Origin of the sequence: Leifsonia sp. NPDC014704, assembly GCF_043083605.1 — a bacterium.
Classification (GTDB): domain Bacteria; phylum Actinomycetota; class Actinomycetes; order Actinomycetales; family Microbacteriaceae; genus Leifsonia.
On the sequence record NZ_JBIBYW010000001.1, the window covers coordinates 941,720 to 962,709 of the forward strand.

13 protein-coding genes are annotated in these 20,990 nt (G+C 69.9%); 3 read left to right on the top strand and 10 right to left on the bottom strand.

Features of this window, described 5'->3' with window-relative positions; genetic code table 11:
• The first annotated feature begins 2 nt into the window (after positions 1-2).
• Together gabT and ACF1AJ_RS04640 are read left to right on the top strand one after the other, a co-directional pair.
• Positions 3-1,364: a 4-aminobutyrate--2-oxoglutarate transaminase gene (gene gabT, locus ACF1AJ_RS04635; RefSeq protein WP_391506308.1), complete on the top strand. Its 1,362-nt coding sequence runs from the start codon at positions 3-5 to the stop codon at positions 1,362-1,364.
• On the top strand, positions 1,361-2,377 hold the full coding sequence (locus ACF1AJ_RS04640; protein WP_391506309.1) for an asparaginase: 1,017 nt from the start codon (positions 1,361-1,363) through the stop codon (positions 2,375-2,377). Before gabT ends, ACF1AJ_RS04640 begins: the two co-directional genes overlap by 4 nt.
• An 86-nt stretch (positions 2,378-2,463) precedes the next feature.
• Here the strand turns inward: ACF1AJ_RS04640 and ACF1AJ_RS04645 are convergent, their stop codons facing one another.
• Genes ACF1AJ_RS04645 through ACF1AJ_RS04660 form a run of 4 tightly spaced genes read right to left on the bottom strand, consistent with a single transcriptional unit; the run spans position 2,464 to position 6,646 of the window.
• Positions 2,464-3,315, bottom strand: a complete 852-nt coding sequence (locus ACF1AJ_RS04645; protein ID WP_018190863.1) for an ABC transporter permease — start codon at positions 3,313-3,315, stop codon at positions 2,464-2,466.
• Positions 3,312-4,232 carry an ABC transporter permease gene (locus ACF1AJ_RS04650; protein ID WP_391506310.1) on the bottom strand — a complete coding sequence of 307 codons (921 nt, stop codon included), beginning with the start codon at positions 4,230-4,232 and terminating at the stop codon, positions 3,312-3,314. The genes ACF1AJ_RS04645 and ACF1AJ_RS04650 overlap by 4 nt, the downstream gene beginning before the upstream one ends.
• The gene (locus ACF1AJ_RS04655; RefSeq protein ID WP_391506311.1) at positions 4,233-5,432 is read right to left on the bottom strand and encodes an ABC transporter ATP-binding protein; all 1,200 of its coding nucleotides are present in this window, start codon (positions 5,430-5,432) and stop codon (positions 4,233-4,235) included.
• Entirely contained in the window at positions 5,432-6,646 is a 1,215-nt protein-coding gene (locus ACF1AJ_RS04660) for a PotD/PotF family extracellular solute-binding protein (protein WP_391506312.1), read from the bottom strand. Before ACF1AJ_RS04660 ends, ACF1AJ_RS04655 begins: the two co-directional genes overlap by 1 nt.
• 388 nt (positions 6,647-7,034) lie before the next feature.
• Here ACF1AJ_RS04660 and ald point away from each other — a divergent pair, with 388 nt between their 5' ends.
• Positions 7,035-8,150, top strand: coding sequence for an alanine dehydrogenase (gene ald, locus ACF1AJ_RS04665; RefSeq protein WP_391506313.1), 1,116 nt, complete (start codon positions 7,035-7,037; stop codon positions 8,148-8,150).
• A gap of 108 nt (positions 8,151-8,258) precedes the next feature.
• Here the strand turns inward: ald and ACF1AJ_RS04670 are convergent, their stop codons facing one another.
• From ACF1AJ_RS04670 to ACF1AJ_RS04695, 6 genes are all read right to left on the bottom strand, one after another.
• Positions 8,259-8,867: a zinc-ribbon domain-containing protein gene (locus ACF1AJ_RS04670; RefSeq protein ID WP_391506314.1), complete on the bottom strand. Its 609-nt coding sequence runs from the start codon at positions 8,865-8,867 to the stop codon at positions 8,259-8,261.
• Positions 8,864-11,173, bottom strand: coding sequence for a transglutaminase-like domain-containing protein (locus ACF1AJ_RS04675; RefSeq protein WP_391506315.1), 2,310 nt, complete (start codon positions 11,171-11,173; stop codon positions 8,864-8,866). The genes ACF1AJ_RS04670 and ACF1AJ_RS04675 overlap by 4 nt, the downstream gene beginning before the upstream one ends.
• On the bottom strand, positions 11,173-12,513 hold the full coding sequence (locus ACF1AJ_RS04680) for a DUF58 domain-containing protein (protein WP_391506316.1): 1,341 nt from the start codon (positions 12,511-12,513) through the stop codon (positions 11,173-11,175). Before ACF1AJ_RS04680 ends, ACF1AJ_RS04675 begins: the two co-directional genes overlap by 1 nt.
• On the bottom strand, positions 12,510-13,481 hold the full coding sequence (locus tag ACF1AJ_RS04685; RefSeq protein WP_309859247.1) for a MoxR family ATPase: 972 nt from the start codon (positions 13,479-13,481) through the stop codon (positions 12,510-12,512). The genes ACF1AJ_RS04680 and ACF1AJ_RS04685 overlap by 4 nt, the downstream gene beginning before the upstream one ends.
• A 100-nt stretch (positions 13,482-13,581) precedes the next feature.
• Positions 13,582-19,497 (bottom strand): Ig-like domain-containing protein, encoded by a 5,916-nt coding sequence (locus ACF1AJ_RS04690; RefSeq protein ID WP_391506317.1) that lies wholly within the window; start codon positions 19,495-19,497, stop codon positions 13,582-13,584.
• Positions 19,494-20,945: a serine/threonine-protein kinase gene (locus tag ACF1AJ_RS04695; RefSeq protein ID WP_018190854.1), complete on the bottom strand. Its 1,452-nt coding sequence runs from the start codon at positions 20,943-20,945 to the stop codon at positions 19,494-19,496. The genes ACF1AJ_RS04690 and ACF1AJ_RS04695 overlap by 4 nt, the downstream gene beginning before the upstream one ends.
• Between the last annotated feature and the right edge of the window lie 45 nt (positions 20,946-20,990).

Genomic DNA, 20,990 nt, shown 5'->3' on the forward strand with positions numbered 1-20,990 from the left:
CCATGACTGACACCGTGAGCACCCCCGCGCCCGTCTTCTCCGTTCCACAAGAACGCCGCATCGTCACGGCCGTACCCGGCCCCAAGTCGCAGGAACTGCACGAGCGACGCCTGGCCGTCGTGCCGACCGGCGTCTCCTCGGCCCTGCCGATCTACATCGCGCGCGCCAACGGCGCCATTCTCGTGGATGTGGACGGCAACCAGTTCGTCGACTTCGGCGCCGGCATCGGGGTCACCACCGTCGGCCACACCGAGACCGCGGTCGTGGAGGCCGCGGCGGGGCAGTTGCAGGATGTCATCCACACGCTGTTCACGATCACGCCGTACGAGGAGTACGTGCGCGTGGCCGAGCTCCTCGCCGAGCACACCCCCGGCGACCACGCGAAGAAGACCGTGCTGGTCAACTCCGGCGCCGAGGCCGTCGAGAACGGCGTGAAGATCGCGCGCAAGTTCACCGGCCGTCGCGCCGTCGCGGTGCTCGACCACGCCTACCACGGACGCACCAACCTCACGATGGCCATGAACTACAAGGCCATGCCGTACGCGACCGGCTTCGGTCCGTTCGCCGGCGACGTGTACCACGCGCCGAACTCGTACCCCTACCGCGACGGCCTCAGCGGCGCCGAGGCGGCCGCACGCACCATCGCGTACCTGGAGAAGGTCGTCGGCGCGTCCGACCTGGCCTGCCTCGTCGCCGAGCCGATCCAGGGCGAGGGCGGCTTCATCGTCCCCGCCGACGGCTACCTCGCCGCCCTGCAGGAGTGGTGCGCCGCCAACGGCGTCGTGTTCATCGCGGACGAGATCCAGAGCGGCATGGCGCGCACCGGCGCCTTCTACGCCAGCGAGCACTTCGGCGTCGTCCCTGACCTTGTCCTCAGCGCGAAGGGCATCGCCGGCGGTCTGCCGCTCGCAGCCGTCACCGGCCGTGCCGAGATCATGGACTCCGCGCAGCCGGGCGGGCTCGGCGGAACATTCGGCGGCAACCCCGTCGCCGCCGCCGCCGCCGTCGCCGTCTTCGAGACCATCGAGCGCAACGACCTCCTCGCCGAGGGCCGTCGTATCGAGAACGCGCTCAAGCCGGCGCTCGAGAAGCTGCAGCAGAAGTACGACATCATCGGCGACGTCCGCGGCATCGGCGCGATGATCGCCGTGGAGCTCGTCAAGCCCGGCACCGCGCAGACGACCAAGGAGCCCAACCCCGAGGCCGTCAACGCGATCATCCAGGCGGCGGCGCAGCAGGGCATCCTGTTCCTCAACGCCGGAACCTGGGGCAACGTCCTCCGCTTCCTGCCCAGCCTCGCCGTCTCCGACGAGCTCATCGCCGACGCCGTGTCGGTGATCGACGACGCCATCGCCGCGCTGTGAGCGCCGAGCCGCACGCGGGAACGCCGGCGGTCTTCAGCACCGCTGAGGCCGCCGAGCTCGCCGTCGTCGAGCGCAGCGGATTCGTCGAGTCGCGGCACGCCGGATCGGCGATCGTGCTCGGACCGGAAGGCGACGTCGTCCGCACCCTCGGCGCTCCCGACCAGCCGGTGTTCCCGCGCTCGAGCATGAAGCCGTTCCAGGCGGTCGCCGTCATGGGTGCGGGCGTCCCGCTCGAGGGCGCGAGCGCCGTGCTCGCCACCGCCAGCCACGCGGGCACCCCTGCGCACCTGTCCGTGGTGCGCAAACTGCTCGCACAGGCGCAGCTCACCGAGGACGCGCTCCGCTGCCCGGCCGACTGGCCGCTCGACACCGCCGCCCGCGACGAGCTGGTCCGCGCCGGGGAGCACAAGCACCCGCTGTACATGAACTGCTCCGGCAAGCACGCCGCGATGCTGCTCGCGTGCCGGGTGAACGGTTGGCCGACCGAGAGCTACCTCGACCCGCAGCATCCCATCCAGCAGCACATCCGCGACACCGTCGAGCGGTTCACCGGAGAGAAGGTCGTCGCGACCGGGATCGATGGATGCGGGGCTCCGGTGCACGCCATGTCGTTGCTGGCGCTCGCCCGCGGCATCCAGCGCATTGCGACCGCGTCGGACGGCTCCCCGTTCGCCCTGTTCCGCAACGCGGCGCTGCTCAAGAACGCGGTGCTCGCGGACGGCTGGGCGATCGACGGACCGGGACGCGCGAACACGGTCGTCATCGACGAGCTCGGCGTCTTCGCGAAGGGCGGAGCCGAGGGCGTCATGGTGATGGCCGCCCCCGACGGGACGACCGTGACGCTGAAGGTGCTCGACGGCAGCCTGCGGGCCGCATCCATCGTCGCCCTGCGGCTGCTCGCCGACACCGGCGCGCTCTCGCATGAGGACGTCGACCGCGTCGCCCCGAAGCTCGACCTCGCCGTCCTCGGCCGGGGCGAGCCCGTCGGCTCCATCCGCGCCTCCTACGCCTGACGCCCACGCCAACAGCTCCTGAGTTTTTCCGCCCGACACGCGGGTTAGGAGGCGAAAAACTCAGGAGCTGTTGGCTTGGGTCGCGGCTATTGGCGGGCTAGGCGCTTGGCTCGGGCGGCGGCGGTCAGCTGCGAGATCAGCACCACGAGGATCGTCAGGATGAAGACGGCGCTGGCGATCACATTCGCCTGTGCCGGGATGCCACGAGAAGCCGCGATGTAGATGTACATCGGGAACGTCGTCACAGCGCCCGCGTTGAAGTTCGTGATGATGAAGTCGTCGAAGCTCAGCGAGAACGACAGCAGCGCCGCCGACGCGATGCCCGGGAGCAGCAGTGGGAACGTGATCCGCCAGAACACGGCATTCGGCGACCCGTACAGGTCGCGCCCCGCCTCCTCCAGCGCCGGGTCGAGCGACGCGACGCGCGCCTTCACCGTCACCACGACGAAGCTGATGCAGAACATCACGTGCGCGATGATGATCGTCATGAAGCCCTTGTTGACGCCGAGGCTCAGGAACTGCGCGGCTAGTCCGGCGCCGAGCACGACCTCCGGGCTCGCCATCGGGAGGAACAGCAGGAGGCTGGTCTGCGAACGGAAGCGGAACCGGTAGCGCATCAGGGCGATCGCGATCATCGTGCCGAGCACCGTGGCGACGACGGTCGAGATGATGCCGATGATGATGCTCGCCATGAACGCGTCGCAGATCCCCGCCGCGTCGCACACGTTCGTCCAGTTGCGGAGCGTGAACCCGCGCCACGCGATGTTGTTCTTGATCGCGTCGTTGAACGAGAACACGAACGTGTAGATGATCGGGATGAGCAGGAAGGCGAGCGCGAGGAACGCGTAGACGCCGAGCCCGATCCCCTTGTAGCGTCGGCGGCCCTTGGTGGCACTGGGCGGGGTGCTCGTGTCGGTGGGTGTCGCCATCGTGGTCACAGCAGCTCCTCCGTCCCACTCCGTCGCACGTACACGCCGACGATCACCAGGATGACGGCCATCAGGACGACGGACATCGCCGCCGCCGTCGGATAGTTCTGCAGCACCAGGAAGTTGCTCTCGATGACGTTTCCGATCATCGAGGTGTCCGCGGCGCCGAGGAAGTCCTGCGATGCGTTGATGTAGTCGCCGGCCGCCGGGATGAACGTGAGCAGCGTCCCGGAGACGATGCCCGGCATCGACAGCGGCACGGTCACCTTGCGAAACGTCGTCCACGGGCTCGCGTAGAGGTCCTGCCCGGCCTCGAGCAGCCGGATGTCGAGCCGCTCCAGCGTCGAGTACAGCGGGAGGCACATGAACGGGATGAAGTTGTAGGTCAGACCGAAGATCACCGAGAACGGGGTGCCGGTGATGTGCGCATCCGGCGGGAGGATCGAGACCGCCTTGAGGGAGCTGGCGATCCAGCCGTCGTCGCTCAGGATGGCCTTCCAGGCGAGCGTCCGCAGCAGGAAGCTGATGAAGAACGGCGCGATGACGAGGGTCATCAGCAGGTTCTGCACCACGGGACGGCCGCGCATCTTCACGCCGATGAAGTACGCCAACGGGTAGCTGATCAGCAGCGCCGCCGCGGTCGCGATCAGCGCGTACACGAACGACCGAAGCACCTGCGGCCAGTACTCGGCGAGGGAGTCGGTGTAGTTGCTCCACTGGAACGCCGTCTGGTACTGCCCGATGTCGCCGTCGAGCACCGGCGACTGGAATGAGGTGATGATCAGGGAGATCAGCGGCGTGAGGAAGAACAGGACGAGGTAGAGCACACCGGGGAGGAGCAGGACGAGCGCGATGCTGCTCTTGCGGCGGACGGCCGGCTCCTGGTCCTTCGTCGGCTGCGCCCCCGTGAACGCGGCGAGGGCCATCTACGCCTCCTCCAGCTCCGTCAGCATCCGCTCACGCGCCTGCGCCGCGATCGCCTGCGTGTCGGCGTCGTCGGAGAACCGGCCGTCAGCGGGCGGCTCGTCGGCGAGCACGAACGTGTGCCCGGCATCCCACGCCACCCAGACCTCGGCGCCCAGGGCGGCGACCGGGCCGCTGGTCGTGTTCTGAGCGAACACCACGATCGTCCCGAGGGCCGGGATGTCGACCAGGTACTGCGTGCTCACGCCGCTGAACGAGACGTCCGTGACTCGTCCGGGCCCGAGGCGGTTGGTGCCGGATTGGATGGTCTCCGGCGTCTCGTGCAGCGTCAGCTTCTCCGGGCGGACGCCGACCGTGACGTACCCGCTGGTGCGCTGCGCACGCGACCGGGGAACCTGGATGCGCTCCCCGCCGACGTCGACGCCGATCGTCTCGCCGCCGGACTCCTGCACCGGACCCGCGAACAGGTTGGACTGCCCCAGGAAGTTCGCGACGAACACGGTCGCCGGGAGCTCGTACAGGATCTCGGGCGACCCCATCTGCTCGATGCGGCCCTTGTTCATCACCGCGACCGTGTCGGCCATGGTCATGGCCTCCTCCTGGTCGTGCGTGACGTGCACGAAGGTCAGACCGACCTCGGTCTGGATCGACTTGAGCTCGAGCTGCATCTGCCGGCGGAGCTTCAGGTCGAGCGCGCCGAGGGGTTCGTCGAGGAGGAGCAGCGCCGGACGGTTCACCACCGCGCGGGCCAGGGCGACGCGCTGCTGCTGGCCGCCGGACAGCTGCGCGGGGCGACGGGAGGCGAGGTGGTCGAGCTCCACCAGCCGCAGGGCCTCGTGCGCCTTGGCCACCGGGTCGCCGATGCGGCGGCGCCGCAGCCCGAACGCGACGTTCTCGAGGATCGTCATGTGCGGGAACAGCGCGTAACTCTGGAACACCGTGTTCACCGGGCGCTGGAACGGCTTGGTGCTCGTCACATCCTGACCGCCGATGAGGATGCGTCCCTCGGTCGGCTCCTCGAGTCCGGCGACCAGGCGCAGGGTCGTCGTCTTGCCGCATCCACTCGGCCCGAGCAGTGCGAAGAACGAGCCGGCGGGGATGGTGAGGTCGAGCTCCTCGATGGCGGTGAAGCCCGGGAACCTCTTCGTGATGCCCTCCAGGCGCAGGTCGGCGCCGGACTCGGCGAAAACTCCTTTCGCCATCAGGCCCCCAGGATCACTTTCTGGAACGCCGCCTGGTACTTCTGCTCTTCGGCGGGGGTGAGCGACCGGAAGATCTTCACCTTCGACAGCGTCTCCTCGTCGGGGAAGATCAGCTGGTTGTCCGCGAGCTCCGGGTCGATCTTCGTGGCCGCTTCCTTGGCGCCCTCGACCGGGGTGATGTAGTTCACCCAGGCGGCCACCTCGGCCGCCACCTCCGGCTCGTAGTAGTAGTCGATCAGCTTCTCGGCGTTCGCCTTCTGCGACGACCCGATCGGGATCACGAAGTTGTCGCTCCACAGGGTCCCGCCGGCCTCGGGGATGGCGAACTGCCAGTTGTCGCCGGCCTCGGCGTTCAGCTGGGTGATGTCGCCCGACCAGCAGATCGCGGCGAGAGTATCGCCCGACTTGAGGTCGTTGAGGTACGAGTTGCCCTTGATGTTGCGGATCTGGCCGTTGCTCACCTGCTTGGTGATGGTGTCGATCCCCTTCTCGAACTCCGCGTCGCTGAAGTCCTTGGAGATGTCGACGCCCTGCTGCATCAGGATGAGGCCCATGGTGTCGCGCATCTCGCTGAGCACGCCCACCTTGCCCTTGAGCTCCGGCTTCCAGAGATCGTCGATGGACTTGAGGCCGGCGGGGAGCTTCTCCTTGTTCCAGCAGATGCCGGCGAAGCCGCTCTGCCACGGGAGGGACTTCTTGCGGCCCGGGTCGAAGTCGACGTCCTGGAGGTTAGCCACCAGGTTCTTCTTGTTCGGGATCGCGGACTCATCGAACGACTGGACGTAGCCGAGACGGATCCAGCGGGCGATCATCCAGTCGGTGAGACAGACGGTGTCGGCGCCGATGTCCTTGCCGAGAGCGAGCTGGTCCTTCACCTTCGCGTAGTACGTGTTGTTGTCGTCGACAGCCACGTCGTACTTGACCGTGAGGCCGCTCTGCTTCTCGAACGCCTCGAGGGTCGGGTACTTGCCCGCGTCGTCCTGGTCGAGGTAGGCCTGCCAGTTCGCCCAGGTGAGGGACTTGTCGCTCGCCGACTCGTCCTTCGCCGCGGTCGGCTTGCTGTTCGCTCCGCCCGTGGAGCAGGCGGCGAGGGCCAGGGCCGTCGCACCGGCTCCCGCACCGGCGAGGAGCCCGCGTCGTGTGAGCTGCGACGCACGGGCCGACTGCACGAGCTGGCGGATCATCGGGTCTTGCGGAAGGTTGCTCGGTTTCACTGGAGTGCTCCTTGGGGGATCGAACACGGACCACGGGCGACGGCGCTTCGGCGGCACACCGATGTGCCGTCGCGGTGGACCCGATCCTGACACACAACCGTCGCGATCCGCATCAGAAAAGGGCCGGATCGTCCATTCGGAAACACAATCTTTACGAAATCCGTGTCGGATCGGTCGAATCGCCCGGGAAACCGCAGACGGAGTGTTCTGCCGCGACAGCCGGATGTTCCGAGCCGTCGGCAAGGCCCCCCACCGCTGCGGAAACCGTCTGCGTGAACGCCATCCGTCCGCGAAATCAGCACCGCTTCATCCAGAATTCAGTCGAAATCCTCCGTGAACCCCGCTATGGTGAGAGCGAACCACCACGTCGAAGTGTCGAAGGAGCCCCATGAAGGTCGCGATCCCCCGCGAGATCAAGAACAACGAGTTCCGGGTGGCGATCACGCCCGCCGGTGTCCACGACCTGGTCGGCGCCGGTCACGAGGTCTTCGTCGAGACCGGTGCAGGCGTCGGGTCGTCGATCCCGGACGAGCTGTACGCCGGAGCCGGCGCGACCATCCTGCCGGACGCCGCCGCCACCTGGGCTTCCGGCGACCTCATCCTCAAGGTCAAGGAGCCGATCGAGAGCGAGTACGGCTACTTCCGGCCGGGACTCGTGCTCTTCACGTACCTTCACCTCGCGGCGGACGAAGCCCTGACCCGTGCGCTGATCGACGGCGGAGTCACCGCCATCGCCTACGAGACGGTGCAGCTGCCGACGCGCGCGCTGCCGCTGCTCGCCCCGATGAGCGAGGTCGCCGGACGCCTCGCGCCCATCGTCGGAGCCAACACCATGCTGAAGCCGAACGGCGGCCCCGGGCTGCTCGTCCCCGGCGTCCCGGGCACGCACCCGGCCGTCGTGACCGTCCTCGGTGGCGGCGTGGCCGGCACGAACGCCATTTCGGTAGCCGTCGGCCTGGGTGCGGAGGTCACGGTGCTCGACACCAACATCCAGCGACTCCGCGAGCTCGACGCCCTCTACGCGGGCCGGATCAAGACGATCGCGTCGAACAGCTTCGAGATCGACAAGGCCGTCGTCGCCTCCGACCTCGTGATCGGCTCGGTGCTGGTGCCCGGTGCCAAGGCGCCGAAGCTGGTCACCAACGAGATGGTGTCGCGCATGAAGGCGGGCAGCGTGCTCGTCGACATCGCGGTCGACCAGGGCGGCTGCTTCGAGGACTCGCACCCCACCACGCACGCGGACCCCACGTTCACGGTGCACCAGTCGCTGTTCTACTGCGTCGCCAACATGCCGGGTGCGGTCCCCCACACCTCCACGTATGCGCTGACGAATGCGACGCTCCCCTACGCCCGGGCGATCGCGAACCGCGGCTGGCAGGAGGCGCTGCGTGCGGACGCATCCCTCGCGCTCGGCCTCAACGTCCACGACGGTCGCCTCACGAACGAGGGCGTCGCCTCGGCGCACGGCCTCGACTCCCTCCCCGTCGCCGACGCCCTCGCCTGACGCAAAGTACGTTCCCTCGCCAACAGCTCCGGAGTTTTTCCCGCCGCGGACCGCGTGTCGGGGTGAAAAACTCCGGAGCTGTTGGCTTGGGTCAGGGCGACACGAGGGTCAGGAAACGTCGAACCAGTGGTCGCCGATCTCGACGCGGGTGCCGCGCGTGACCCGGTAGCGGCGGCCGGCCTCGCACTGGCGGGCCACGCCGCCGAGGGGATGCGCGACGGTGCCGTTGCCGGAGTAGCGATCGCAGATCCACAGTTCGTCGCCCTCGAGCCCGAACTCGAGGTGAGTCTTCGAGACGCTGCGACCGGGGTCCGAGACGACCACGAGCTGGTCGACGTGCTCCCCCGGCTGCGTGATGGGGCGGCGGCCGATGAGGCCGGAGCCGGACACCTCCACGACATCGCCGGTCGAGAAGCTGAGCGTGTACGCCCGCTGGGCCTTCTTGTGCGGGGGAGGCGCCTCCTCCACGGGCACGATCGTCATGGCCTGGGTCGGCGGGAGGCCGTCCTCATCCAGCAGGACGTCCTCCGGGAAGCGTCCGGCGACCGCGGGCGACGGCCGCGACTCGGCGAGGCGGTCGGAGATGATCGACGTGTCGGACGGCCGCGGATCAGCGAGCTCGGGGGCGCGCACCCGCGACGAGGTGACCGAGCTGCCGCACAGCGGGCAGAACAGCGTGCCTTCGGCCAGCTCCGCTCCGCACACCCGACAGTTCATCGTTCCCGTCCCTTCGCGTTCCGTCTTCCACGGTAGCCGAGCGATCGCAGCGAGACGGCCGCCAGCAGCCGCTTCCAGCGCGTGTCGCGCTTCGCGAGCTGCGAGCGGAGCTCGTCGACCGCCTTCCAGACCGTCTCGGCCTCTGCAGGCGTCGGCGCGACGCCGCTGAACGTCGCCCGGTCTGCGACCTTCGCGAGCGCGTTCGCGCGCGATCCGCCGATGGTGTCCGCGAACTCCACACGCGTCGCGGCCGGCGGCGGTTCGTAGCCGTGGTCGACGGCCGCGTCGGCGAATTCGCGCCACCCGCCGACGATGCGCTCGCGCGCCGTCGGCGCCGATCGGCGCAGCGCCCTGCGTCGCCACTTGGCCGCGAGCACGGCGAGGAATGGTGACGCGACCAGCGCGAGGATGAGCAGCGTCCAGCCGACGACCATCAGCACGGCCAGCAGCGTCTCCAGCACCGGATTCGGCTGCGGCTGGTTGGACGGGTCGACCTGCGCCTGCGGCGGTTCGTCGTTGCGCTGCGGGTTCTCGTCGATCGGCGGCTGAACGTTGGTCTGCGGCCGCGAGATCTGCGTGGGCTGATCGGGCTGCTTCGGCGGGACGGGGCGAAGCGGCGGGGTCGGATCGACGGTCACCCAGCCGGAGGTGGTCTGCACTTCGATCCAGGCGGAGATGTCCGATCCCACGAAGGTCACGTTGGAGCCGGTCGCGTCCTTCGGCGCCACGAACCCGACGACGACCCGCGCCGGGAACCCGAGCTGGCGGGCCATGAGCGCGGCGGTGACCGCGTACTGCTCCTGGTCGCCGAGCATGGGCACGTCGGTCAGAAGCTCCGTGATCCTGTCCGCGCCGTGACCCGACCGGCTTGCTGGCTCCTTCGGGCCCACGCCGTGGCTGATGTAGCCGTCCTGCGCGAGTCCGCGCAGGGCCGCCGCGAGCTTGGCGCCCGCGCCGTCGACCCCCGCGGTGTACTTCTGCAGCACGGAGGCGAGCTCGTCGGGGATGACCCGCGGCCGCGGCACGGAGTCGGTCCCCGGCTCGACCTTCTCGAGCTGGTCCGCCGTCAGCTGCGGCTTGACGACCGTCTCCTCGGTGTAGGTGTCGCCGCTTCGCAGCGCGGTGGTCACCGCTCCCGTCCCGGTCACGTCGTTGTAGAAGAACGCGCCGGCGAGGCGTTGCGCGTCATCGCCGCTGAACCGGACCTGCTCCAGCTGGCCGCTGCCCGGGAGCCACGGCCCGCGGTAGTCCCGCACGACGACACTCGTCGTCGTGCGCTTGCCCTTCGTCGCGCCCTGGTCGATGCGGTACGGGACGCGGGTGAACGAACCGGATGCGCTGGTCTCGTCACCGCTCCCGACCGCATAGGTGACGCCGTCGTACGTGTCGAGGGTCGCGATCCGCAGCCGCCGGTCGGCCGGGAGACCCGTCACGGTCAGCATGGCCTGATCCGCGCGGTCCGGCTCGAAGTAGGAGCGGAAGCCGCTCAGCGGGCTCGGATACTCGCGCGGGTCGAAGGGCTGCTCCACCGCGGTCCGCGCGACCTGCCGTGCGCCGGCCGGCGGGATGAACGCCGCCGCCGCGATGCCCGCGGCGGCCGCGGTGATGAGCATCACGGTCGCACCCGCGGTGGTCAGCAGGGCGGTCGATCGCCGCTCGCTCCGGGACTCGACCAGCAGCCCGCTCTGCTCCCGCAACGATCGGATGGATGCGGCGCGCCGCTGGAGCCGGAAACGGATCAGCCAGGAGAGCAGCACGACGAACAGTGCGAACAGCAGAGGCAGCGGCAGCGACGACACCGAGGATCCGAGCACGATCCCGGCGACGAACAGCAGCGCAGGCGGGAGCGCCGCGAGTTCCGGTCGCGACGACCGCAGGGCGATGGTCACGGTCAGGACGGTGGCCACCAGCGCCAGCAGGAACGCGGGAACCAGCAGCGCCTGATACGACCCGACCGGGATGCTGATGGTCACCAGCTGCTTCCAGCTGAGCCACGTTCCCTGCACCAGGTCGACGAATCCCGGACCGGTCGGCAGCAGCCCCCCGGCGGTCGCCTCGGACGGGACCGCGACTTGGACGCCGAGCCCCAGGTAGACGACTGCGATCAGTCCGGCCACGGCGATGCTCGAGAGGCGGAACGCCCATCCCACCGCCGCCACCGCGGCTCCCGCCAGCAACGTCACGGCCAGCATCAGGATGAACTCGGGCGACTGGTAGACGGGCCAGAAGGACCAGGCGCCCAGCATGACGGCGACGAGCGCGAAGAGGACGTCGATCAGGACGGCGGCGGAGCGGCGGGCCGGCATCAGAGCGCCAGCCTCTTCGCCAGGCTGCGCTGGAGGTCCTCCAGGTAGCCGATGGTGAGCACGCTGAGGTCGGCGACCCGGCGCATCGACGGCACCGCGCCCTCGTCGCAGACGATCGCGACGACATCGACGCCGAGCGGGAAGTGTCCGGCGGCCGCCCGCAGCTGCGCCGCCGACGGCGTGGAACCGCAGATCAGGAAGGCGATCGAGATGCCCGCGGAGCCGTCGGAGGCCACCTGCGCAAGCTCCGGGAGCCGGAGTGCGGACTCAGCGGTGTCCACCCCGGACAGGTCGTCGAGGAGCCGCCCGCGATTGACCGTGCTGAGTTGCCGGGCGCTGAACACCATCCGCTTCGCGAAGTCCGGTGTCTCCGCGCTGGCGACGACCGAGACGGTCCGCGAGTCCTGCATGGCGCGGACGCCGAGCGAACCGGTGACGCTGACAGCGAGCTCGAACTCCTCCTCGGTGGCGTAGTCGGCCGCCGACAGGCTCAGCGCGACGAGGAGGTGGCTCCGCCGGGTCTCCTCGAACTGGCGCACCATGTAGCTGCCGGTCTTGGCGGTCGACTTCCAGTGGATGTAGCGGCGCTCGTCACCGGGGACGTACTCGCGGAGCGCGTGGAAGGCGATGTCGCTGGCCGTGAGATCGCGGGTCGGCGACCCCTCGAGGTCGCGTACGAAGCCTGTGCTCATACTCGGGATGGCGATGGTGCGTGGATGCACGAACAGGTCGAGGGAGTCGGCCCAGACGACCTCGCGACGGAGCATCCCGATCGGGTCGGCACGGACCGTTCGCACCGGGCCGATCGGCACGATCCCGCGCCGGGTGGTCGGCACGACGAACACGTCGGTGTGCTCCTCGCCCGACGCGAGCGGCGGCGCGGCGAACTCGGCGAGTCCCAGTCCGACGGGCACCTCGACACGGACACCGGGGAGCCCGCGGCGCAGGGTGTTGCGCACCGCGACCTCGCCGGGCGCCCGATCGCCCACGACGACCCGGTTCGCCGGGAGCGAGAGCCCGACGTCGTACGCCGTGCGGCCGATCAGGTAGCCGGAGGCGACGACGAGCAGCGCCAGCGCCGTCCATCCCGCGACCACCGCCTCCACCCAGCCGAAGACGTAGCCCGCCGTCAGCGCGAGAACAGCCAGCAGCAGCATCGACCAGCCGAGCGCGGTGACCACCGCGCTGATCCGCCGGGCGAGGGTCGCGACCGCGCGTCCGGCCGTCGCCGACGTGCGGACGACCCACACGATCGCGTCGGCCAGGAAACCATCGCGTTCGCCGACGATGCGGGCGCGCGCGTTGGTGAGCTCGGTCTGCGAACGGGTGACGGTGGTCACACGGCGGCCCGATCGCTCGGCGGCGGGGTCTCGATGAGCAGCTGGCCGATGAGGCTGGACGCGCTGACGCCCTCGAACTCCGCTTCGGGGTCGAGCACGAGCCGGTGGGCGAGCACGGGCTCGGCGAGGGCCTTCACGTCATCCGGCGTGACGTAGTACCGGCCCGATGCGGCCGCCATGGTCTTCGCCGCGCGCAGCAGGGCGAGCGCTCCGCGCACGCTCACGCCGAGCCGGATCTCGTCGGCCGTGCGGCTGGCTTCGACCAGCCGCGAGACGTAGTCGTTGATCGTCGGGTCGACGTGGACGCCTCGCGCCATCGTGGCCATCTCGACGACCGTGGAGGCGGAGATGACCTCCGGCACGACGACCTCGTGCGCGCGCCGCTCGGACCCTTCGAGGATGCGCAGGGTCGCCTCGTGGTCGGGGTAGCCGATCGACGCCTTCATCAGGAAGCGGTCGAGCTGGGCCTCCGGCAGCCGGTAGGTGCCGGCCTGCTCGATCGGGTTCTGGGTGGCGATCACCATGAACGGTGCGCCGACGGAGTGCCGGACGCCGTCGACGGTGACCTGCTGCTCCTCCATCACCTCCAGGAGTGCGGACTGCGTCTTCGGGCTGGCGCGGTTGATCTCGTCGGCGAGCACGATGTTCGCGAAGACCGGGCCGCGGTGGAACTCGAAGGCGCCGCTCCGCTGGTCGTAGATGTTGACGCCGGTGATGTCGCCCGGGAGCAGGTCGGGGGTGAACTGGACGCGGTTGGTCGTCCCGCGCACGCTCTCGGCGATGGCGCGGGCGAGGGAGGTCTTGCCGGTACCCGGGAAGTCTTCCAGCAGCAGGTGGCCCTCGCTGAACAGCGCGGTCAGGGCCAGCCGGATCACGTGGGTCTTTCCCAGCAGCACCCGGTCGATGTTCCCGACGAGACGATCGAAGACTCCGGAGAACCAGGTTGCCTGCTCGGGGGTCATCGTCATGCTCCGGCCTCTTTTGGTTCGGGGCGCGGCCGATCGGGCCGCTGGGAAGGGGATGCGAGCCGCCGGGAGCGGCACATCCCATCAGTATGGCGTCCTCCACTCATTGCAGACTCGATTCCGGGTATGCCTGGCTGTACGTGTCGGACCCGCTGACGACCCGGATGACCAGGGTCGGCGTCGGATCGCCCTCGGGTGGTGTGCAGGACGCCGTCTGTCCCGTCGCCGGCATGGGCAGCTGCGTCGTCCCGTCGCAGCTGTACGTGACCGCGTCGTACTGCCCGGTCGGCCAGCTTGTCCATGTGAACGTGCGGCTGGTGCGGTCGTAGCGCCCGCCACCGATGGCGAGGCTCACCGCGACTCCGAGATCCTGCGTCGCTGTCTGGTTGGAGCAGAGCGGCGCGCTGTCTGCGTAGCTCTCGCAGACGCGGATGATCTTCACTTTCAAGGGGACGCCGTAGTGACCGCCGTTGGAACCGGTGAGGATGCCCGAAGTGCCGGCGAGCTGACCCGAGTCCACGACGGCGTCGCCTGGGCCGAGCAGCTGGTAGTCGAACACCGGGTTGGACCCGCCGCCCGCGCGGTACGAGATGGAGACGCCGAAGTCGACGGTGTCTCCGTTCTGCACCCGCCCGTTAACATCGATCTGGCTGACATCGCCCGGCGCCTGGCGCGGGGTCGCACTAACGATCGCGGCGGGCGTGCAGCCCTGGCCGTTGTAGGCGTAGACGATGAAGTTGTAGGTGCGGTTCGGGTTCAGCCCGTCGAAGGTGGTGCTGCCGCCCTGGACGCGGGTGAGGCCCGCGGTGCTGAGGGTGGGCTGGCCGTCCTCGACGCCGTCGACCCGGCACGACGTGGGGTTGCCGCCCTGGAAGACGGCGACGTAGTAGGCGGTGATCGCGGTGCCGTTGTCGCCGAAGACGTTCGACCAGCTGAGCGTGGCGCTCGTGCCGTCGGTCGTGCTCGGGGTGGCGACAGGCGCGGTCGTCGTCGTCGTCGGCGCCCCGGCGGGCACGCCGCTCCCCTGGCTCTGGTTCCACGTCGTCCGGCCCTGATAGAACTCGTTGCGCGACGCGACGGTGAAGCCGATCGCCGCGCCGTTCGCGATGCCCAGGTCGGTCACGTTCAGCGCGTAGCGGGTGCCGACCGGGTCCGTGCCCATGACCTGCAGGGCCTTCGTCACGCCGCCCACCGACACCACGTACGAGGTGATCGGGCTCGCCCCCGGAGCGTCGGCCGGCTTCGCCCAGGTGACCCGGAGGCCCTGATCGAGAGGCGTCGACGAGAGGGCGGCCGGGGCGTTCGGGATCACGTCGGACCACACGGGTTCGGCGTACGTCGTCGGATCAGAGAGTCCGAGCGCGTTCTTCGCCCGCACGCTGAGGGTGACGGAGTTGGACGGCCCGTTGCCCGGCGTCGTGATAGCGCAGGTCGTCGTCGCGCACGGCGTGGTGGACAGCACCGCGCCGGTCGACGCCGACGCCATCGTCACCTCGAATCCGGTGATCGGCGAGTTGTTGAAGGCGCCGGGGATCCACGAGAGCGTGAGGCTGCGGTCGGCGATGGCACCGACCTGGACGTTCGATACCGGGGCGGGGCGGTCCTGCACCGAGACCGTCACCGTGCCCCAGACATACCGATCCGGGTCTCCGGTCGCGTCGGCGACCTCGTACTGCAGCGTGGTGTCCGCAGGCGCCGCGGTCTGCGAGACGGTGATCTGGAGCTCCGCGTTGTCGGCGCTCGGCGTGATGGTCACTCCGTCCGGCAGCCCGGCGCCGAGACCGCGAACGGCCACGACCCGCAGCGGCTTGCCGGGGAACGGGTTGGTCGCGCCGTCGTTGGCCAGCACATCCACCGTCGACGTCTGCCCGCGCGGCGCGATCACGCGGTCGGGTTGCGGACTCGCGAGCGGACGCGTCGAAGGCACGACCGAGATGTCGATGCGCCCGGCCTGCCCGGCGTTCACGGCATCCTTCACCCCGATGGAGAGGGACGGACGTGTGCCCTTCTCGGCGTCGGCGGCGACGGTCACCGTCAGCTTCTGCCCGTTCAGCGACGCCGAGACTCCGGCGGGTCGCGGATCCTGGATGGAGTACACCAGCTCGCCGACGTCCTTGGCGTACGGGTACTTGGTCACCTTGGTCAGGTCGATCGTCTTCGTCTGCCCCGGCTCGAAGTCGATGAGCGCCCCGGTGAACACCGGCGGCTGGTTCTCGCGCGGCGTCACCTCGATCGGGAGCACGATCGTCGCGACGTTGCCGTCCGGGTCGGTCGCGCTGGTGCCGTCCGTCACCTGGAACGAGATGGACGCCGGCCCGAAGTACCGTGGCGACGACGTGAACTGGAGGGTGTCGCTTCCAGCGACCAGGTCGTCTCCGTTCGCGTGGGTCGCACGGACGGTCGCGGCGTCGGTCAGCCGCACCTTCCGGTCGCCAACGGCCACGATGTAGTCGTTGAGGTGGATGGTCAGGGTCTTCTCGCTCACCACCGTCAGCTTGGGCGCACCCCGCTTCAGCTGCGGCAGGGCGTCGTTGTAGCCGGGCACCCGCACGAACCCGTAGGCGACGACGTCCTCGTCTTCCGGGTTCGCCACCCGGAAGGGCACGATCTGGCTCTTCGCCCCGATGGCGATCCGGATGCGCTTCGACGAGGTGACCTGCGCATCGCTGGTGTACCCGGGCACGAGCGACAGCTTCAGGCTGGACACCGGCCCGTCGGCGAAGAAGACGTTGGCCAGCACGTTCACATCCACCCGGTCCTTGCCGAGAATGTCCGAGAGACCCAGGGTCGTGTCGGACACGACGGGACGCGCGGGCGGCGCCTTCGTATCGACGGTGAGCCGCAGGAACGCCTGGCTGGTTCCCCCGCGCTCGTTCTGGATCGTGTAGAGGAAGCCGTAGGCGCCCTCGGTCTGGGGCGCGGTGACGGTCACCACATCGCCGCTGATCTTCGCCTTCGCCTTGCCGTCGAGCGAGGTCACCGCCGTGACGCTGAGCGGGCTGCCGTCGGGGTCGCTGTCGTTGGCGAGCACCTGCACCGAGAGCGTCCGGCCCGGCCGGGCCGTCACGTCGTCCTCGACCGCGATCGGGTTGCGCGCGCCCTCCACCCGGGCCGCGATGCCGACCCGGACCGTCCCGGTGGCGCGGGCGCCGAGCGCGTCGACCACCGCGTAGGTGAAGGTGTCGGTGCCCGCCGCGTAGTCTCCGGCCTGGAAGTCCATCCAATCGGGCCCGGAGGCGATCACGGCGCCCTTCTGCGGGTTCGTCTCCTGCCCGATGAACTGCACCGAGTCGCCGTCGGGGTCGATCCCGGAGAGCGGGACGGTGATGCGGACCGTGTCGCCGGCGAGCACACGGGCGGTGACGGTCTTGGGCACCGGCGGATTGTTGGTGGCGGCGTCGCGCTCGCGCACGGCGATCGTCACTTCGGCAGTCGCCCACTGGCCGTCGGCGCCGTAGACCTTGTACGCCGCGGTGTAGTTGCCGGGCTTGGCCGGAGCGAGGTACCGCAGGTGGTCGCCGCTGGCGAACAGCAGTCCGGCGCCGCTCGGAAGCGGCGTCGCCAGCGTCGGGTCGAGGGTGAGCTTGTCACCGTCGGGCTGCACGTCGTTGGCGAGCACCGGGATGTCGACCACGTCGTTCACCCGGACGGAGACGCTGTCGGGCGCAGCGATCGGCGGCTGGTGCACGGTCAGCGGCGGCAGCTGCACGACGGTGACGGTGCCGACCGTGTCGGCCAGGCCGTTGCTGAGCCGGTAGTGGAAGTCCACGGGGCCCTCGAGCGGTCGGCTCAGCGTGACGCGCAGGGTGCGCTGCTGCAGCACCTGCACGCGGACGCCGCTCGCGGCCTCCGGCTCCGTCACCCCGGTGACGAGCAGCACGCCGCCGGACGGGTCGATGTCGGTGGCGAGGACATCGACGTCCTGCGTCGACTGCTCGCGGATGAATGCGGTGTGCGGCACCGCGATCGGTGCGGTTTTCGCCCCGGGTGGCGCTTTCACCTCGACTCGGACGACGCCGGTCGCCGTCACGATGCCGTCGGTGACCGAGTACTCGATGTTGTGCGTCCCGGCCTGATCGGACTCGAAGCGGAAGGTGCCGCCCTGGTAATCCGGCGTGATCGTCGCATCCGCCTTGGTCGGGACGGTGCTCAGGCGCACCGTGCCGTTGCCGCCGCGCACATGGTCGAGCGGTGCGACCGTCACCTCCTGCCCCTGGTAGGCCACGACGGCGAAGGGGTCCGCGATGATCGGCACCTGGCCCGGCGCGCGCACGGTCACGGCGAGCAGGCCGGCGGCCTCCGCGCGCCCGTCCGAGAGGGTGAGGGCGACATCCTTGACCCCCTCGCCGTCGCCGTGGTCGGAGTAGGCGACCTGGCCCTGCGGGGTGAAGGTCACGGTGTCCGGAGCGGGGACGGAAGCGCCGGCGAGGTAGAAGGAGTCGCCGTCGGGGTCGTAGCAGTCGCCCAGCACGGGAGCCGACACACGACCGCCGGACTGCACCACGGCCTTCGCGTTGCGCACACAGACCGGAGGGCTGTTCTCGGCGGACGTCCGCACCGCCACGGTCACGTGCGCACTCGCCGTCCCGCCGCGGCCGTCCGAGATCGTGTAGTCGAAGGCGATCGTCCCGGTGGCCGTGTCGGGAAGCGAGAGCTGGAGCTGCTGATCGGCGTTGGTGAGCTCGATCGTGCCCTGGTTCGCCGGCACCGCGGTGAACGAGTCGATCGTCAGCACGTCGCCGTTGGGGTCGTAATCGTTGAGGAGCACCGGCAGCGGCGTCACGCGTCCTGGCCGGGCACCGAAGGAATCGGCGACGGCGACGGGAGGCTGCTCCTGCTTCTCGTACTGCGGGGCGTCATCCTGCTTGGTCTGGTTGACGAGCTCCTGCGTGGTCTTCTTCGACACCAGCTCGTCCCAGTTGTCGATGCGGGCGTTTCCGCTCTGCACCGCCCAGGAGACACCGGAGCGGCCGTCGTTCAGGACGACGCGGTCGCCGTTCACGCGGAATCCGAGCACGGCGCCCGACGGCACATCCTTCAGCGTCGACCTCTCGCCCGAGCCGTTCGCCGAGCACGACCGCCAGGCCGTCCCGTCGTTCCAGGCGGCGTAGGTACAGCCGTCGACCGCGACCGGCGCGGCCGGCGCGGCCGACTGCCGGGCGAGCACGCGGCTCGCCGACCCGTTGTCGAGCGGCACCCGGATGAGTCCGGCGGTGGAAGCGATGAATACGGCGTCCCCGTCGGCCGACGGCTGCTGCAGCACCGGATCGTCGCCCTCGGGAAGGAGGGCTGCGAGGCTGACCGTCCGGCCCTCCATCGACAGCGTGCGGGCCGACGGGTCGAGCAGCGCCCAGTGACCGCCCACCGAGGTGAGCGAGACATCGGCTCCATCGCCCCGCGTGCGCAGCGTCTCGGTCGTCGTGGACGGCTCGGCGCCGTCGAGGGCGACACGCACCAGGGCACGGGTGGCCGGCTGGTACGCGAACAGCACGCCGGACGGGTCCATCGCCGACACCGCGCGGCCGCCGAGGTCGATCGTGGCCGCCGAGCCGGAGTTGAAGTCCTCCAGCTGGTCGACCCCGGTGAGCCACAGCTGGCCGGTCGTCTGGGACAATAGAGCGACGTGGCCGCCGGCGAGCGACACCTGCGGCGCACGCGGCGGGAGCGCGACGGACTTGCCGGCCTCCGCGGTGGCCGGGTCGACCACCGCGACCGTGTTCGCCTCCCGGTCGAGCAGGAGCACGTCGGTACCGTCCTGGACGACGTCGAGCGCCTCCCCCGTGCCGGCCACCACCGAGTTGAGCTTGTCGATCTCGGTGTTCGCCCGCCCGAGCGACTTCTTGGCGTCGCTCGCGACCCAGACCGAGGCGTCATCGAGCCGCAGGTGCTGCGCGCTGTAGCCGCCCGAGACGACGGCGAGCGTCGTCACCAGAGCGGCCACCGCCGTCCCGCTCACGGCTGTCGCCGCGATGGACTTGTGCGCGGCGAGCCACGAGCCGATGGCGCCGAGGCGGGTCACGTCCCGCCCGTCCCTTCGACGCACTTCTGCCCGCTCGGCGTCCCGGTCTTGCCGTCGCGGTTCACCGTGACCGTGACGCAGACGGTCTGGCCCGACTTCGCATCAACGCGGAACTCGGTCGCGTGCTGGCTGCTGGGCGGCTGGTCGTCGACCGTGACCTGGTACGTGTCGCCCTCCTGGAGCCCTGGATCGGTCCAGGTGAACACGATGGTGCTGCCGGTCACCCGGCCGCTGAGGTCGCGGACGGTCGGGATGTCGTCGCTGGCCCCGGCACGAACGAGCACGATCGAGGCCGTCACGGCGAGCACGACGACGAGCACCGCGCACGCGACGAGCGAGAGCACGAGCGCGCGCGAGGTCTTCGACGGGGCTGCCTGCTGCGGCGTCTGAGCGCTCCCGCTCTCGCGGACGACGGTCCGGGTCGGCGCGCGCGTGACCGTCGCGGAGGCAGGTGCCGCCCGGCGTCGGCGGCGGCGCGCGCCCGGGTCGACGGCAACGACGCCCTTCACGCGGGTCCGGTCCTCCGGATCGCCGGCCGTCGCCAGGGCCCAGTCATCCATCGCGACCTCGATGGGCGTCTGCGGCAGCCCGAGCTCGCTCTCCACCGCCTGCAGCTCGCGGATGAACTCCAGCGCGCTCCGCTGACGCTGCGACGGGCGGCGAGACATCGCACGCATCAGCACCTGTTCGAGGCGCGGCGGGACATCCGCCCGCCCGATCGGGAGCGGTCGACTCTTGGTGATGCGCTGGATGAGCTCGGCGGACGTGTTCTCCTTGCCGGGCACCTCGAACGGCGAACGCCCGGCGAGCAGCGAGTACAGGGTCGCGCCGAGCGACCAGACTTCGCTCGCGATCGTCCCGCTCGTCTCGTCGAGCAGCACCTCGGGCGCCGACCACGGGATGGAGAGGCCGATCGCCTCGGTGACGTCGGCCTCGCTCAGCGTGGCCGCGATGCCGAAGTCGCTCAGCACCGGGTGCCCGTACGCCGTGCTCAGGATGTTCGACGGCTTGATGTCGCGGTGCAGCACTCCGGCGCGGTGGGCGGTCTCGACCGCGCTGGCGATGCGCACGCCGGTGCTGAGCGCCTCCGGCACCGACAGGGGCTCGGTGCGGTAGCGCTGGCCGATCGCCGCGGAGCAGAGCTCCATGACCAGGTAGGGCCGCCCGTCGGAGGAGACGCTGGCCTGATAGACGGTGAGGATCGAGGGATGCGTGCTGAGCTGCGCCATCAGGTTGGCCTCGGCCTGGAACATCTGCTTGACCTGGCTGGTGACCACTTCGGCGAGCATCACCTTGACCGCCACCTGACGACGCGGCATGTTCTGCTCGTACAGGAAGACGTCGGCGAAGCCGCCGGAACCCAGCACCCGGACGTAGGAGAAACCGGGGAGATTCGGCGGCTGGGACGGCAAACGCCGGGCCATCGGCTCCTCCCGTTCGTCGATCACGCCTTCGCCGGTGCGAGGCGTCTGACAATTGTAGGCAGCCGGATC

What these genes read in the sequence shown, in the direction of transcription:
- gabT (WP_391506308.1), top strand. Translation starts at nt 3, where the DNA reads ATGACTGACACCGTGAGCACCCCCGCGCCCGTCTTCTCCGTTCCACAA.
- ACF1AJ_RS04650 (WP_391506310.1), bottom strand. Translation starts at nt 4,232, where the DNA reads ATGGCCCTCGCCGCGTTCACGGGGGCGCAGCCGACGAAGGACCAGGAG.
- ACF1AJ_RS04655 (WP_391506311.1), bottom strand. Translation starts at nt 5,432, where the DNA reads ATGGCGAAAGGAGTTTTCGCCGAGTCCGGCGCCGACCTGCGCCTGGAG.
- ald (WP_391506313.1), top strand. Translation starts at nt 7,035, where the DNA reads ATGAAGGTCGCGATCCCCCGCGAGATCAAGAACAACGAGTTCCGGGTG.
- ACF1AJ_RS04670 (WP_391506314.1), bottom strand. Translation starts at nt 8,867, where the DNA reads ATGAACTGTCGGGTGTGCGGAGCGGAGCTGGCCGAAGGCACGCTGTTC.
- ACF1AJ_RS04675 (WP_391506315.1), bottom strand. Translation starts at nt 11,173, where the DNA reads ATGCCGGCCCGCCGCTCCGCCGCCGTCCTGATCGACGTCCTCTTCGCG.
- ACF1AJ_RS04685 (WP_309859247.1), bottom strand. Translation starts at nt 13,481, where the DNA reads ATGACGATGACCCCCGAGCAGGCAACCTGGTTCTCCGGAGTCTTCGAT.